Origin of the sequence: Pseudomonas sp. DG56-2 (assembly GCF_004803755.1) — a bacterium.
GTDB lineage: Bacteria > Pseudomonadota > Gammaproteobacteria > Pseudomonadales > Pseudomonadaceae > Aquipseudomonas > Aquipseudomonas auratipiscis.
The window spans coordinates 2,632,348-2,648,314 of sequence record NZ_CP032311.1 but is presented as its reverse complement, the minus strand read 5'-3'; the positions used below and the strand labels follow the sequence as shown (position 1 = coordinate 2,648,314).

Sequence of the window (15,967 nt, the reverse complement as noted above, 5' to 3'; positions counted from 1 at the left end):
GTAGGTCAAAGCACCGAGGAATTTCAGCATGTCACGCGTTCTCATCGCCGATGAGCATCCGATAACCCGGCATGCGGTTCGACTGCTGCTAGAGGAAGAACGCCATAGCATCATTGGCGAGGCAGTGGATGGCCTGGAAGCACTGGGCATGGTCACCAGCCTCAGGCCCGACCTGCTGATCATTGATGTCGATCTTTCCCGGGTTACCGGCCTGGACGTCATCAGGCGCCTGCGGGCAAGGGGCGTCACCCAGCCGATTCTTGGCTTCAGCACCCAGGACTCAGAGCACCTGGTTAGCCGCTTCCTGCAGGCAGGCGCCTCTGGCTTCGTCAGCAAGCACCAGGAAAGCGAGGTACTCAAAGAGGCCGTCGCCGTGCTGCTACGCGGACAAACCTACTTCCCAAGCACGATGTTGGGTAGCGTTAACAAAGGCACTTTGAAGGAAAACGATGCCGAGCGAATCGCCGCGCTTTCCAACCGTGAACTGAGCGTGCTTGGCTTGCTCGCCAGTGGTCATAGTAACCAGGAGATTGCCAGCGAGCTGACCATCAGTGAGAAATCGGTAAGCACATACCGCGCGCGAATGCGGGTAAAGCTCAATCTGCACAGCATGATCGAGTTGATCGATTTTGCCCGACGCAACCGTCTTGTATCGTCGACCAAATTGCTCGCGGCGCCAACCAACGAAACCGACGCGCAAAGCTCCATGTGGCGTTCAATGGTCGAAAGCCTGCCTGGGGCCTTCTATGTGCGCGACACCCAAGCCCGGTTGTTGTACGCCAACCCCGCGCATCTGCAGATGTATAACGCCAACCTGGAAAGCGTTTTGGGCACCCGCACCACCGAAGTGGACTGGTACACGCCCAAAGACGCAACCAACATGTTGGTGTTCCTGCAACGGGAAATTGCGGAACAACGTTCATTCGACAAGGATATCGAGCTGAACATCCACGGCAATCGTCGCGTCCTCCATCACTGGGGAACGCCCTACCGTGACCAGGAAGGCAATCTGCTTGGCATGATCTGTTGCAGCACGGATATTACCCAGCGCTATGAACAACTCGATAGCCTGCGCGTGCGTGCCGAAAAAGCCGAGTTGGCCCAGCAACAACTGACCGAACTGCTGGCCAGCATCAGCCAGCAACTGGGTGACGGGCTGACTTCCCTGGCAGATACCCTGGTGGCTGAAGATGCTGCACAGGTGGCCGCGCGACGCCAGGTGCAGCAATTGCAACAGCACTTGAACTGCTTGCACGATGCGTTGACCCAGCCAAGCGATGATGATGCGCAGATAGGCCCGATAGATATCGCCGAGGTGCTGCCCGTGGTAACCGGCCAACTGCGCACCTCTGCCGATACAAAGCGCCTGAAGCAGTACATTGAAGTCAACGAGCCATCGCGCTTGCGTGTCACGGTACACAGGAAACGCTTGTTCGATCTGCTGCTTCATCTCGGCCGCTATGTCATTGATTTGACCTGCGATGGCGAAGTCCGTTGGAAAGTCGTGGCCACGGTCAAAGACATGAACCTGGGTGCCAGGCTCAGCATTGAAGGGATCCCCCTGAACAATGTGCAATCCCGGCGCTCCTATTCGCTGTCGGAGCTGACCCACGAATCCGACGCTGCAGGGGCCAAGCGTAACAGCCTGGACTTGAACATCGCCCGCCACTTGGCCCTGCAACTGGGCGCTGAACTTCACATTACCCGCGGTGCCGAGTACAGCGTGACAACCACCTTGCACCTGTTATTGCCACTGGCGCCTCGCACATGACACCTAGCGCATACCTCCTTAAAGCTGGACCGCCTTGATCTCGACAAACTCGGCCAAGCCTTCCTCGCCCCATTCGCGGCCATTGCCTGACTGTTTGTAACCACCAAACGGTGCCTGGTAGTTGAACGCAGCACCGTTGAGGAAACACTGCCCGGCGCGCAGTTGCCGGGCCAGTGCCATGGCGTGTTGGCGATCTGCCGCCCACACGGCGCTGGACAAGCCAAACGGCGAATCGTTGGCCAAGGCAATCGCCTGGGCTTCGTCCTGGTAGGGAATCAGGCACAGCACCGGGCCGAAGATTTCTTCCTGGGCGATACGCATGCGATTGTCGACGTCTGCGAACAGCGTCGGCTGCACGTAAAAGCCGCGTTCAAGGTCGGTCGGCGCCTGGCCACCACAGAGCAAGCGTGCGCCCTCCTCCTGGCCAACACGTACATAGTCCAGCACGGTGCGCCGTTGACTCGCCGAACACATCGGGCCCAGAAAACTCGCCGGGTCCAGCGGGTCGCCCATGGTCAGGCTACGGGTTTCGGCCAGGGCGATCTCCACTGCTTCGGCATAGCGACTGGTGGGCAGCAGCATACGCGTCAACGCGGTGCAGGTTTGTCCCGAGTTGATCATCACGTCCTGCACGCCGTAGCGCACAGCGGCTTGCAGATCAGCGTCAGCGCTAATCAGCAGCGGCGACTTGCCACCCAGTTCCAGGCATACACGCTTTACCGTCGGCGCAGCGGCCTGGGCTACGCGTACACCGGCACCGGTCGAGCCGGTGAATGACACCATGTCGACCTGTGGATGCCGGGCCAGCGCTTCGCCAACCTTGGCGCCGGGCCCGCTGACCAGGTTGAACACCCCTGGCGGCAAGCCGATCGCTTCAATCATTTCTGCCAGGAGGAAGGCATGCAGCGGGGTTTCCTGGCTTGGCTTGACCACCACCGTACAGCCTGCGGCCAGCGCCGGGGCCAATTTGCCGATCAATTGGTGCAGCGGGTAGTTCCAGGGGTTGATGAACGCACAGACACCGACGGCCTCGCGATATACCAGGGAATTGCCGACCTCGCGTACCTCGTCCATCAAGCCGGCCAGTTCGATGTACTGTTCAAGGCCGGCAATCGGCCCGTCTACCTGTACGCTACGGCACCATTGAACCGGCATTCCCAGCTCGGTGGTAATGACGCTGGCCATTTCCTCGGCGCGCATTTTCAGTTGTGCAACCAAGGCCTGAATGAAAGTAGCGCGCACACTCGACGGCGAACGTGACCAGTCGGCAAAGGCCTGCCGCGCTGCAGCCACGGCGCGATTGACGTCGTGCTCATCACCCAATGGCACGCGGCCGGCGATGGTTTCGCTGGCCGGATCGATCACCTCGGCCAGGCCTCGCCCCGATGGCACCTGCCAGCTGCCATCGATAAACAAGCGGGAATATTCACGCATTATCCTTGCTCTCCATCAATTGCGCGGCGCAGCAGGCGATACGCTGGCAAGCGTCCAGCAGCGTTGCGTCCGCGAGCACCAGGCCCAGGCGGATATGGCCGGCAGCGCTCGGCCCAAAGGCTTCCCCCGCAAGCACCGAGACACCATGGCGATCCAGCAGGCGGTTGGAAAACGCCTGGGCGCTGAGGCCTGTTTCGCGAATGTCGACCATCACGAACATGCCACCGTCAGGCTTGAGCGCCTTCAGGCCCGGGCAACCGGCAAGGGTCTGGCACACCAGGTCGCGTCGCTGGCGGTAGGCTTCACGCATCGCCTCAAGCTGTGGCAGTGGTTGCTCCAGGGCCACCACGGCAGCGTCCTGGATGAATTCCGGGGAGCCGTAGAGCATGCACAAGGCGAGGTTTTCCAGGTGCGTGGCCAGGGCCTGCGAACCGACCACCCATCCCACCCGCCACCCGGTCATGGCATGGGACTTGGACAAGCTGTTCAAGGTTGCCGTACGCTCAGCCATGCCAGGCAGGCTACTCGGACTGATGTGCTCGCCTTCATACAGCAGCTCGCTGTAGACCTCATCGGAGATCAGCCACAGGTCATGGCCAATGCACAGCTCGGCCAGGGCCTGCCAGGTCGAGCGTGGCAGGCTCGCACCTGACGGATTGTGCGGGCTGTTCAGCGCCAGCGCACGGGTGCGTGGAGTGATGCGCGCGGCAACATCCTCGGGGCACACCCGAAAGCCGTTTTCCGGTCGCACCGGCACCGGTATCACCGTCGCGCCGCAAGCGCCGAATACCGCCTCATAGGTGACATACATCGGTTCGGCTACAATCACCTCGTCACCGGGATTGAGCACACACTGGGCGACACAGAACAAGGCGCACTGCGCACCGGCCAGCACGGTCACCTGGTCGGCGTGCACCGTTTGGCCGCTGCGCTGTTGATGGCGATTGGCGATGGCCTGGCGCAGGGCAAGTTTGCCGCGTACGTCGGCATAATGGGTGTGGCCGCTGCGCAAACTGTCGATGGCAGCCTGCACGATCGGCGTCGGGGTGTCGAAATCCGGGTCGCCCACCGACAGCAAGAGAATGTCCTGACCCTGGGCCTGCAGGTCCAAGGCGCGGTAGTGAATGTCCCAGGCGGCGGCACCGTCACCAGCAATACGTTGAGTCAGATCGGAAAAGCGCATGGCAATCTTCCTGAGTAGGGTTGGACGTCAGCGAGCGCAGGCGTGTTTGAGTTCAATCAGGGTCACTGCATTGCGGGCGAACCCTGCGCGCAGTTCCTGCTGCAGTTCGTCGAGGCTGCGTGGCTGGGCCACGGTGCAACCGAACGCACGGCCCAGTCCGACAAAGTCCGGGTTGCGCGGCAGTACGCCAATGGGCTCGATATCGAGGCTGAGCATGTCGTCGCGGATCTGCCCCAGGGCGTCGTTGTTCCACAGCAGCACCACCAGCGGGCGATCCAGCTCTTCGACGGCCGTGGCCAATTCCTGGGCGGTGTAGAGGAAACCGCCATCACCCACCAGCACCAGGCCAGGGCGATCATTGCTGGCAAACATGGCGCCGATGCCTGCGGGCAGGCCGTAACCCAAGGTGCCGTAGCCGGTTGGATGCAACCAACTACGCGGCGCGCGGCTGCTGAACGCGTAATTGCCGGTGTACGCCAGTTGCGTCATGTCGGTACTGATAAAGGCATTGTCGGGTAGCTCGGCAGCTATCCGATCAAGAATCGCCTGATGAATCGCCTGCAGCGGGCCATGCTCGGCCTTCACCGCCTGGCGCAGCGCCGCGACCGAAGCAATGGCGGCCTCGGGATTGCGATCGAGGCCTGGCAGGTGCTCCAGCAAGGCGGCAACGGTTTGTTGCGCATCCCCCTGCAGGGCCAGGGCACAAGGATAGAAATCGTTGAACTTGCGTGCATCGATGTCGACCCGTAGCAACTGGCCATTGAGCGGCAGGCGCTCGCGCCAGAAATCGGTGTCGGCCATCTCGGTGCCCACCGCCAGCACCACATCGGCTTCGCCGATCAGCGTCCAACCCGGCTCTACACATAGGCTTGCACCGGCATTGAGCGGTGCGTCCGGGGCCAGCAGGCCTTTGCCGGCGACGCTGGTGAACAGCGGGGCTGCCAGCCTGGAGCTTAACTGCTGCAGCACTTCGGCGGCCTGCAGCGCGCCGCCGCCGGCAATGATCATCGGCCGTTTGGCCGCGGCAAGCGTGGCTGCGGCCTGCTCCAGCACACTGCCAGCAGGCAGGCCACGGCCAGGGCGGCGGACCACCTCAGCGCTCCAGTCACGCTTGACCGGTGCCGACAACACATCCAATGGCACCGAAATGTGCACCGGGCGCGGCCGTTCACTGTCAAACACTGCATAGGCTCGGGCAATCAGCTCAGGCAAGTCCTCGGCACTCAGCGCTACGGCGGAAAACGCCGTAATCGGCGCAGTCATCGCACGCTGATCCTGGGTTTCGTGCAGGCAGCCCCAGCCCTTGCCCAGACTTGCGCTGTGGTTGACGCTGGATATCACCAGCATCGCGATGGAATCGGCATACGCTTGGCCGATGGCGGTGGCAGCGTTGGTGACACCGGGGCCGGTAATGACAAAACACACCCCCGGCTTGCCGCTGACCCGGGCATAGCCGTCGGCCATGAACCCTGCCCCCTGCTCATGGCGGGTAAGCACATGGCGGATACCGCTTCCGGGCAGGCCGCGATACAGCTCAAGCGTGTGCACGCCGGGAATGCCGAACACGGTGTCGACGCCATAGTTGGCCAACAAGCGGACCAGGGCCTGGCCACCGGTCAATGGGCTATTGTGCATGTTGTTCTCCTTACGCCTGGCCGAGGCGAATCAACGCATCGACCGCGGTAGTGCCCTGAGCACCGACCATTAATGGGTTCACATCCAGCTCCAGCAATTGGCCGGCGTTCTCGCAGGCGTAATCCGCCACGGCGCGGATCGCCGCAACCAGCGCATCCAGATCTGCGCTTTGGCGACCGCGAAAGCCCTGCAGCAGGCTGGCGCTGCGAAGCCCGAGCACGGCAGCGCGAATGGCGCCGTCGGTGGTTGGCAGCAACAAGGTTCTACTGTCTTTGAGCAGCTCCACCAGAATGCCGCCGGCGCCGATCACCAAGGCCAGACCGAAGTCGTCTTCGCGCTTGATGCCGACGATCAACTCGGCCAAGGGTGCGCGTGCCATCGGCTCAAGCAGGACCTGATCGAATGGCACGGTGGGGGCATAGGCGGCAATGCTTTCGCGCATCTTCTGCAGCGCGGCAGCCAAGGCTTGATCATCCGTCAGGTTGAGTGCTACGGCGCCCGCTTCGGTCTTGTGCGGCAATTGCGCGCTAACGGCCTTGAGCACCAATGGGTAGCCAACCGTTGCGCCAGCCTTGAGCGCTTGATCCACGCCACTCAACACGCCGGCGGGAATGGGCAGGCCGAACGCGTGTAGGGCCTGTTTGGAATCCCATTCATTGAGCAGTTGGCCGTCTGCGCTCAACGCTTGCGGGCACAACGGCACCAGCGCTGACTCGCCCAGCTCGAGCAAGGCCTGGCGGCGGCATCGATAGGCGGCAATTCGTCCCCAGGCTGCCAAACCGTCTTCGACGCCTTGCAGCGCGGCAATACCGTAGCCATGCAAACGCTCGCGGGCACTGGCCGGCAGCAACTCAGGGAAGGCCGAGGTGACGAAGCCGATTTTTCCGTGGCGCTTGAGCGCGGCGCTGTAGAGTTCCAGCAACAGGTCGCACTCCTTGCGCTCGCCGGTAAATTCCACAGGATAATCGAGCACCAGCATGGCCGCGTCGGCCTCGCTGCAAAGGGCGCTATCGAGCATGCGCTCAAGCGCGGCGCCATCGCCCCAGATCGCGGTGGTGAAGTCCAGCGGGTTGACCAGGTTGGCATAGGCCGGCAGTACCCCGGCCAACTCGTCGACCTGGCTGTTGGCGAGCTTGGGCAAGGTCAGCTCGTTGCGTTCGGCATAGTCGGCGATCAAGCCGGCGTCACCACCGGAGCAGGCCAGGGCGATCAGGCTGCGACCTTCAGGCAGCGTCCCACAGGCAGCGGCCTTCAGCGTTTCGGCGAAGCTCACCGGGCCACTGACACGAATAACCCCCAATCGCTGGAACAAGCTGTCATACAGAGCGTCAGAGCCAGACAGCGAGCTGGTATGACTCAGGGCCAGCTCGGCGCCGATTCGTGACACACCGGTTTTCAAGGCGATGATCGGAATACCTTTTTCCAGCGCCTTGTGGGCTGCACGAGCGAAACCAGGAACGTTTTTCAGCCCCTCCAGATGCAGACCAATAGCAGTAACCCGAGGCTCATCGAGTAAAACGTCCATCAGTTCGGCAATGCCCAGTTGCGCCTGATTGCCCACCGATGCCATATAGGCCACCGGCAAGGAACGGTCACTCATGGACAGGTTGTAAGCGAAGTTGCCACTCTGGGTCAGGATCGCTACGCCTTTCTCTACCGTCTTGCCGCCGTGCGCGACCGGCCACAGCGCACTGCTGTGCAGGTAATCAAGCAGGCCATAACAGTTGGGGCCGAGCAGCGCCATGGTTCCCGCGGCCTTGAGCAGTTGCTGTTGCAACGCCTGGCCTTCGGCCCCCGCCTCGGCGAAACCCGAGGCGTAACAGATAGCCCCGCCGGCATCGATAGCCGCCAGTTCGGCCACGCAACTGAGCGTCAGTTCGCGATTGGTGGCGATGAATACGGCGTCCGGGCCGCACGGCAGCTCGGACACGCTGCGAACACAGGGGACGCCCTCAAGGTGTTCGTGTTGCGGATTGACCAGCCACATCTGGCCCTGATAACCGCCTTCAGCACAGCGCTTGAGCGCCCGAGCCATGCTGCGGCCACCCACGAATGCCAGGTGACGCGGTGCGAGCAAACGCTTGAGGTTGTCACGAATCGACTGCGACATAGGAGTTCTCCGGCCCGATCAACGCAACAGGGGGCGCAACAGTTCACGGGAAATGATGTGCCGCTGGATCTCCGAAGTTCCCTCCCATATCCGCTCGATCCGCGCGTTGCGCCAGATCCGCTCTACCGGTCCTTCGTCCATCAGACCCATGCCGCCGAAGATTTGCACGGCTTCGTCAGCGACCTTGCCCAGTACCTCACTGGCAAACAGCTTGGCCATGCCGGCCTCACCATCGGTCATGCTGCCCTGATCCATCTTCCAGGCCGTGTGCAAGGTCAGCAGCTCAGCGGCGCGGATTTGCGTGGCCATGTCGGCAAGCTTGAACGACACCCCCTGATAAGTACCGATTGGCTGGCCGAACTGCTTGCGATCCGCGGCCCATTGCAACGACACATCCAGGGCCCGCTGAGCTTGGCCGACGCAGTTGGCGGCGACCATCACCCGCCCCGCGGTCAGCCAGGCATTGGCCACTTCCCAGCCTTTGCCTACTTCGCCCAGCACCTTGTTGGCGGGTACGCGACAATCGTCAAAGAACATCTCGTAGGTGTGATATCCGCGGTTGCTTACGCACTTGGGACCGCGGCGAATGGTCATGCCGGGGGTGCCACGGTCGACCAGGAAGGCGGTGACCGCGTTGCGTTTGCGGCCATTGTGTTCGTAGGTGTCGGTCACGGCGAAGACAATGGCGAAATCGGCATGCCCGGCATGGCTGATGAAATGCTTGCTACCGTTGAGGACGAAATCGTCGCCCTCACGCACCGCACGGGTCTTGATGGCGTTGGCGTCGGAGCCTGCGCCCGGCTCGGTCAAGGCAAAGCAGTCGACCTTCTCACCTTGAATGCAAGGCAACAGGTAGTCGTTGATCTGCTCGTCCTTGCAGGCCATGAGGATTTTCGACGGGCGCGCGACAAACACATGCACCGCCCACGACACTTTGGACAATTCGCGTTCGATCAGGGCCTGGGAGACGTAATCCAGACCGCCGCCACCCACTTCCTCGGGCATGTTGAAGGCATAGAAGCCGGCAGCAATCGCTTTGCCACGAATTTGCGCGGCCAACTCCGGCGAGACCTCGTCGGCGCGATCGACTGCTTCCTCGTGCGGCAACAACTCTTTGGCAACAAAACTGCGTACGGCTTCCACCAACATTTCTTGTTCTTGGGTCAGTTGGAAATTCATGGAATGTTCCTGAAGAAGGTGTTGTAAGTGATTATTTGCCAACGAATTTTGCTGCGCGCCTCTCGACACTTGCACGTAACGCTTCGGCGCCATCCTCGCTGCGTCCACACAGCAGGCCTGCGCCAAGTTCGGCCTGCAGCTGTTCTGCGAGGGTGCGCTGGGCGCCCTCACGGATCAGGCGCTTGGTCTGGGCAAAAGCGAATGTCGGACCGACCGCCAGGCGCCCGGCCAGTTCGGCGCTGACGGCCAGCAACTGGGCATCTGCGCAGACCTCACCGACCAAGCCGGCCGCCAACGCCCGCTCAGCGCCCCAAAGCTCGTCTAGAAACAACAGGCGCTTGGCCTGTTCGGTGCCGATCAACCTGGGCAAATGCCAGCTGGCGCCCGCGTCAGGGCTATAGGCCATGCTGGTATAGCCGGCCTTGAAACGGGCCGATGCTGCTGCCACGCGCATGTCGCAGCACAGGGTCAGGTCCATCCCGGCACCCACGGCGGTACCGTTGATTGCGGCGATGGTGGGTTTGTCGAGGCTGTGCAGGCGTTGCATCAAGGCATGGGCGGTTTCGGTCCAGCCATAGCTTTCCAGCGCACCGCGGGCTTCGGCCTCGGCCCATTCGGCCAGGTCCGCGCCGGCACAGAAGCTGCGGCCACTGCCGGTCAGCACGACCACGCGCACGGCAGGGTCGGCATTGTGCTCATCAAGCAAGGCATGCAGCTTTTTCAGGCTGGGGATATCCAGGGCGTTGCGTTGCTCGGGGCGATTCAGGGTGATCCAGGCAACGCCGGCTTCGACTTTGCTCAGCAGCGACGAAGGTATAGTCATGGGAGGCCTCGAATTATTGTGGTTGGCGTGAGGGGGAAGGACTTGAGGCCATACTAAACGAGTGTTCAGCAAGGAGACAATCGGGCACTGTGCGTGATGTAACAGATCACATAAGTTATCTATCTAGTTGATTATTAATATTTAAATCAAAGTTAAAGACAGGCTCCAAGCGGGCCTGTTACAACTTTGCACAACTGCGGACAGACAAAAAACACGGCAGTTGCCTGCCGCGTTTTGTGTGGGGGGTGAGGGTCAAGCACGTCGCGAGGCAAGACCGCGCAGGCAGATTGGCAGGTTCAGGACACCCGTTGTTCCAGCTCGGGCACGGCTTCGAACAGATCTGCTACCAGGCCATAATCGGCGACCTGGAAAATCGGTGCCTCCTCATCCTTGTTGATCGCAACGATGACTTTGGAGTCCTTCATCCCCGCCAGATGCTGGATCGCACCGGAAATGCCAACAGCGATGTACAGTTGCGGTGCGACGATCTTGCCAGTCTGGCCGACCTGCATATCATTGGCGACGAAACCGGCGTCAACCGCTGCACGCGAAGCGCCGACGCCCGCACCCAACTTGTTGGCCAAGCTGTACAAATGCTTGAAGTTGTCACCGTTTTGCAGGCCACGTCCGCCGGACACAATAATCTTCGCCGCTGTTAGTTCAGGACGATCCGACTTGGCCAGCGCCTCGCTGACGAACGCCGAAGTACCCGTGTCAAAAACCGACGCCAAGGTTTCGACAACAGCCGAACCACCTTCGCCAGCAACCGCGTCGAAACCAGTGGTGCGAACGGTGATCACCTTGACGGCAGCATTCGATTGCACAGTGGCGATTGCATTTCCCGCGTAGATCGGGCGTTTGAAGGTATCGGCCGACTCCACCGCGATAATCTCGGAGATCTGGTCGACGTCCAGGGTTGCCGCCACCCGGGGCAGGATGTTCTTGCCATTGACGGTGGCCGCAGCCAGGACATGGCTGTAGATCACGCTTTGGTCGATCACCAGCCCCGTAACGAGCGCTGCGACGTTCTCTGGCAACTGGTGGGCATAGGCGGCGTGATTGGCGACCAGGACCTTGCTGATGCCCGTGACGATTCGCGCTGCCGCAACAACAGCGTCGGTCTCGGCACCGGCTACCAGGAGGTGAACGTCGCCGCCCAACTGTTGCGCTGCCGCGACTGTGTTCAGGGTTGCAGCACCGAGCTGCTGGTTGTTGTGCTCTGCGATAACCAGAATTGTCATTTAGATCACCTTCGCCTCGTTCTTGAGTTTTTCGACCAGCTCAGCCACCGACTTGACCTTGATGCCAGCGCTACGAGCAGCCGGCGCTTCGACCTTCAAAAGTTTGTTGGTGGAGGCAGTAGACACGCCGAGTGCCTCTGGGGTGAGGGTTTCCAACGGTTTTTTCTTGGCCTTCATGATGTTCGGCAACGACGCATAGCGTGGCTCGTTCAAGCGCAGGTCAGTGGTAACGATTGCCGGCAGACTCAAGGCAACGGTCTGCAACCCACCGTCGATTTCGCGGGTGACGTTGAGCTTGTCATTCAACACTTCAACCTTGGATGCGAAGGTGCCTTGGGCATAACCGCTCAATGCGGCCAGCATCTGCCCAGTCTGGTTGTTGTCGCTGTCGATGGCTTGTTTGCCAAGGATGACCAACTGCGGCTGCTCTCTATCGACCACCGCTTTGAGCAACTTGGCCACGGCCAGGGAACTGAGTTCTTCGCTGGAGTCGATCAGAACAGCGCGATCGGCACCCAGTGCCAGGGCCGTGCGCAATTGCTCCTGCGCCGAGGTCGGGCCCACAGTCACCACCACAACTTCTGTAGCAATACCCTGCTCCTTGAGCCGCACCGCTTCTTCCACAGCAATTTCGCAGAAAGGGTTGAGCGCCATTTTCACGTTGGCGAGGTCGACGCCTGAGCCATCCGCCTTGACGCGGACCTTGACGTTGTAGTCGACCACGCGCTTTACCGCAGCCATTACTTTCATAAAGCACTCCTGTTGAGCGATTTTTATAGGTCCAGCCGATGGACTTGGTCATGGTGGTCGTAAGGTTGATAGCGCGATTGCCGGTCGCGGTTGACCTTGATCATCGCAGTCTGTGGATCACGGGGCAGAAACAACCTTGCGCCGCTGGCAATCAGGTGATCCAGCAGACTTTCCCTTTCATCGATCAGGCCTTCTGGATTGCGGTCGAATGCGGTAGTCAGATCGAGCGCAAGCCAGTGCGCGGCGGGCACCAGGTCACCGCCAAAGATCACCGGGCCGCCTGGCATATCTATTTCCGGCAGTAGCTGTCCCGGGGTGTAGCCATCGCTGACGTGGAAGCGCCAGCCTACACCCAACAGTTCATTGGCCTGATCGTCCAGCAGGACTAGACGGCCACTACTTTGCAACTGGCTGACGATCTGCCCGACAAACAGCACACGATCACGGGGGTGTGGGTGACTGGCCCGCTTCCAGTGCTGGCGGCTGACCAAGTAGCGGGCAGACGGAAATAGCAAGCGCGGGGTGTCGCCGTCGCTAACGGCCCGACGTACCTCCGGCGCGAGCATCGCGTGAAGATGTGTAAGCACCACAGCGTGAATTTGCTCTTCTGTCACGCCCAACCTCGCCAAGCTATCGAGTAGGCCTGGGGCTGGACGTTGGCAGCGGCAGGTGGGCGGCAGCGGCGCCAGCAAAGCATCAGAACCAGCCATGACCAGGATGTTCCGACCGTCCTGCTGGACTAATAATGCCCGCGATGCGGTCTCGACCTGATTCTCAACGTCAGCGCTCAGCCACTCACTCCAGATGCTGCGCGGTGTCGTGCCAAACAACGCCCCACCATCGAGCCTGCGGGGCCTGCCGGCCACTGAAAACAGCTTTCGATACACCTCGGTAACCTCTCTGCATGCACGCATTGCCAAATGTCCTGGCAAGCGCTGGGTCAGACCAGCTTATGCAATGAAGGTCGACCGCACCCCTCCCGTGAAGGGTGGTATCGATTTTTGCGCGAGGATAAAACAAGCCGCGATGGAACCGTTCAGCAGTCCCATCGTCGCTAAGGCCGGCGCCCACAGAAGGCAGTGTTCCGAGGAGATTAGAAGCGTTCGGTAACGCGCTTGAACTGATAGTTCGGCTCCCGATAGTCGCCTTTCTTCTGGCGTTTAGGCAGCTTGACCTTCTCGCGCGGCACTTCCTTGTAGGGGATGCGACTGAGCAGGTCGGAAATGATGTTCAGCCGCGCACGGCGCTTGTCGTTCGAATCAGCCACAAACCAAGGCGCGTGGCCGGTGTCGGTAGCCTTGAACATGTCGTCGCGTGCCCGGGAATAGTCATACCAGCGGCTGTACGACTTGAGGTCCATCGGTGACAGTTTCCAGATTTTACGCCCGTCTTCTATGCGCGCCTCAAGGCGACGGGTCTGTTCCTCTTCGCTGACTTCCAGCCAGTACTTGAGCAGAATGACCCCGGAATCGATGATCGCCCGCTCCACGGCAGGCACGGCGTCAAGGAACCCTTCAACCTGTTCCTGACTGCAGAACCCCATCACCCGCTCGACACCTGCGCGGTTGTACCAACTGCGGTCGAAAATCACCACTTCACCCGCAGCAGGCAGGTGCGGCAGATAACGCTGCAGGTACATCTGGCTCTTTTCTCGGTCGTTAGGCGCCGGCAATGCCACGACTCGGAACACCCGCGGGCTGACCCGTTCGGTAAGTGCTTTGATCGTGCCGCCTTTACCTGCCCCGTCACGGCCTTCGAAAATGACGCAGACCTTGATGCCCTTCTCTTTCACCCACTCCTGCATCTTGACCAGCTCGACATGCAATTGGCGCAACTGTTCGAGGTAGTCCTTGTTTTTCAACTTCCCGCGCGCCTCGGGATTGCCCTTGGGGGCGTGCTTTTTCTCTTTTGCCATGTCAAGACCTCACACAAGTAAGTAACTGACTACTGATAGACCAAACCTGCCAAGGACGCCATCAGCTCGCGGATCGCACCGTGACCAACCTAGCGTAGCGCCAGTGGTGAGAGAGACGGGTCATTTATGCTCAAAATTATCAAGCAACCGCGAGGAGTCTAATGCGCTTGCGCCACGGGCCTCTGTCTCAAATCAATAGCCGTGCAGGGAACCAGCCAATGCCGCAGGCGACTCGAGTTCGATGAGAAATGTGGTTTCGCCGTTTTCACGCACATCACGAAAGCTGCCCTCCATCGACTGGCTCAGGTGTCGACACAACTGCAAGGCCAGCCCCTGGCGATGCACCAGCGGCTGGCACAGCGAAACGGCCAGGTTCAGCGTGACCACACCGCTGAGTTGCATGCGAGTGGCCAGGCTGATAGTGAGCGGTGTTTGTGGCGCCGCTTCATTCAGGTACTGCAACAATGTGCCGAGCAGTTCGCCAAAGCGATCGCCATCGATCCACAGCTGCCGTGCGCTCACGCTTTTGCAGTCCAGTGATGGCGCCACAGCGAGAGTGGCCAACTGCTCCTGCAGCCACTCGACGATATCCAGCTGAGTCGGCACCAGCGGCGGATGCAGTTGTTCCAGGCGAAGCAGTTGCTCCAGTTGATGGAGACGGCGATTGAGTTTATGCAGAGCAGCCAGACCTGCTGCCGGCAGACTCGCTTTGCCAAGGCCCGTTTGCAAACGCTGCAGCGGTTCATTCAGGTCCTCATAGACCACACGGGCAAAACGGGTGACCTCGCGGTAGCGCGACTCGGCCTGTTCATGGGCATCACGCAGTTGACCCAGCAGAACATGCCGGTCGGTCAAGTCCTCGAAACTGCCAACCATGCCTTGAACCACGCCAGTGCCATCGACCCAGGGCTCGGCCCAATACTGTAAATAGTGCGGTTCGCCCAGGAATTCGAAGACATTCTGCGCGCTGAACGACTCGCCCTTTTCGATGCAAGCTTCATAACGCGACTGGTACCAACGCCCTTGCTCCGGTGTAAACCAGAACGCATCGCCCAACCGCTGTCCCAGCACTCGTTCCAACGAAGTGTGGTGCAAGGCCAGAAATGGTTGGTTGCACATCAGCAAGCGACCTTCTCGGTCACGCACGAACATTGGCTTTGCCGATGCTTCGAGCATGGCCCGTAACAAGGCTTGCTGGCTTGCGTCAGGGTCGTGGTTGACCGGCTCGTCGGCAACATTCAGCGCCGGCATGTTGGGTGTACCGATACCGTTGCGTTGCGCTATGTTGGCCAGGGCCAGGCGCGAGTCGACCTGAAGTTTCTCCTGCAAGCGGGTTTTGTAAGTACTGACCGTCTTGTAGCTGATCGCCAATTGCTCGGCGATCGCCTGGTTCGAGCAGCCTTCGCCGATCAGCTCCAGCACGGTCAATTCCCGTGCTGACAGGGCGTCCAGCTCGTTGCCTCCCACCACAACCGCTGCGCCCCGAGCGTCTCGAGGAAAATAACGCCGCCCGTGGGACACGGCGCCCAAGGCGCGTTCAAGCTCGAGCAGCTCATCGTGCTTGCTGACAAAACCATCGGCTCCGGCCTGCCCACACAAACGGGCAAACTGACTGGTGCTTTGTGTGGTGTACACCAACACCTGCAAACTCGGATCACGCAACTTCAAGCGGCGAGTCAGATCCAGACCGCCGAGCCCGGTAATCGCCAGTTCCAACACCACCAACTGCGGTGATTCGCTACGCGCCTGCAGCAGCGCATCCTGACCGTTGTCCGTCTGGGCGACGACCTGATGCCCCAGCCGCTCAAGCACTTGGCCCAACGCCAGGCGCAGCAGCGGTAAAGGCTCGACAATCATCACCCGACTCATCAGACGACTCCTTCCCGGCCACCCAAGGCCAGAAGAACAAGCCTAGTCCAGCACTAC

The 15,967-nt window shown here is 60.7% G+C and carries 12 protein-coding genes; 1 reads left to right on the top strand and 11 read right to left on the bottom strand.

All coding sequences use genetic code 11. The annotated features are described in order from the left end of the window. The first annotated feature begins 28 nt into the window (after nt 1-28). Complete coding sequence (locus D3Z90_RS11990; RefSeq protein WP_136475996.1) at nt 29-1,771, top strand: response regulator; 1,743 nt, start codon at nt 29-31, stop codon at nt 1,769-1,771. Nucleotides 1,772-1,789: 18 nt separating this feature from the next. On the opposite strand, the gene D3Z90_RS11985 is transcribed toward D3Z90_RS11990, so the two are convergent. The 11 genes from D3Z90_RS11985 to D3Z90_RS11935 form a co-directional block, all read right to left on the bottom strand. Further along, on the bottom strand, nt 1,790-3,205 hold the full coding sequence (locus D3Z90_RS11985; RefSeq protein WP_136475995.1) for an aldehyde dehydrogenase family protein: 1,416 nt from the start codon (nt 3,203-3,205) through the stop codon (nt 1,790-1,792). Then, nucleotides 3,198-4,388, bottom strand: a complete 1,191-nt coding sequence (locus D3Z90_RS11980; protein WP_136475994.1) for a pyridoxal phosphate-dependent aminotransferase — start codon at nt 4,386-4,388, stop codon at nt 3,198-3,200. Before D3Z90_RS11980 ends, D3Z90_RS11985 begins: the two co-directional genes overlap by 8 nt. A gap of 27 nt (nt 4,389-4,415) precedes the next feature. Then, nucleotides 4,416-6,023, bottom strand: coding sequence for a 5-guanidino-2-oxopentanoate decarboxylase (locus tag D3Z90_RS11975; RefSeq protein WP_136475993.1), 1,608 nt, complete (start codon nt 6,021-6,023; stop codon nt 4,416-4,418). Between the two features lie 10 nt (nt 6,024-6,033). Continuing rightward, entirely contained in the window at nt 6,034-8,133 is a 2,100-nt protein-coding gene (locus D3Z90_RS11970) for an acetate--CoA ligase family protein (protein WP_136475992.1), read from the bottom strand. An 18-nt stretch (nt 8,134-8,151) separates the two neighbouring features. Beyond that, entirely contained in the window at nt 8,152-9,312 is a 1,161-nt protein-coding gene (locus tag D3Z90_RS11965; protein WP_136475991.1) for an acyl-CoA dehydrogenase family protein, read from the bottom strand. Nucleotides 9,313-9,343: 31 nt separating this feature from the next. Continuing rightward, nucleotides 9,344-10,135 carry an enoyl-CoA hydratase/isomerase family protein gene (locus tag D3Z90_RS11960; protein ID WP_136475990.1) on the bottom strand — a complete coding sequence of 264 codons (792 nt, stop codon included), beginning with the start codon at nt 10,133-10,135 and terminating at the stop codon, nt 9,344-9,346. Nucleotides 10,136-10,431: 296 nt separating this feature from the next. Next, on the bottom strand, nt 10,432-11,376 hold the full coding sequence (locus D3Z90_RS11955) for an electron transfer flavoprotein subunit alpha/FixB family protein (protein ID WP_136475989.1): 945 nt from the start codon (nt 11,374-11,376) through the stop codon (nt 10,432-10,434). Then, the gene (locus tag D3Z90_RS11950) at nt 11,377-12,126 is read right to left on the bottom strand and encodes an electron transfer flavoprotein subunit beta/FixA family protein (RefSeq protein WP_136475988.1); all 750 of its coding nucleotides are present in this window, start codon (nt 12,124-12,126) and stop codon (nt 11,377-11,379) included. It lies immediately after the preceding gene. A 23-nt stretch (nt 12,127-12,149) separates the two neighbouring features. Further along, entirely contained in the window at nt 12,150-13,040 is an 891-nt protein-coding gene (locus D3Z90_RS11945) for an MBL fold metallo-hydrolase (RefSeq protein WP_371922276.1), read from the bottom strand. A gap of 179 nt (nt 13,041-13,219) precedes the next feature. Next, nucleotides 13,220-14,041, bottom strand: coding sequence for a polyphosphate kinase 2 (gene ppk2 / locus D3Z90_RS11940; RefSeq protein WP_136475987.1), 822 nt, complete (start codon nt 14,039-14,041; stop codon nt 13,220-13,222). Between the two features lie 192 nt (nt 14,042-14,233). Further along, a complete protein-coding gene (locus D3Z90_RS11935) occupies nt 14,234-15,910 on the bottom strand; it encodes a response regulator (protein WP_136475986.1) in 1,677 nt (558 codons plus the stop codon). Nucleotides 15,911-15,967: the final 57 nt, after the last annotated feature.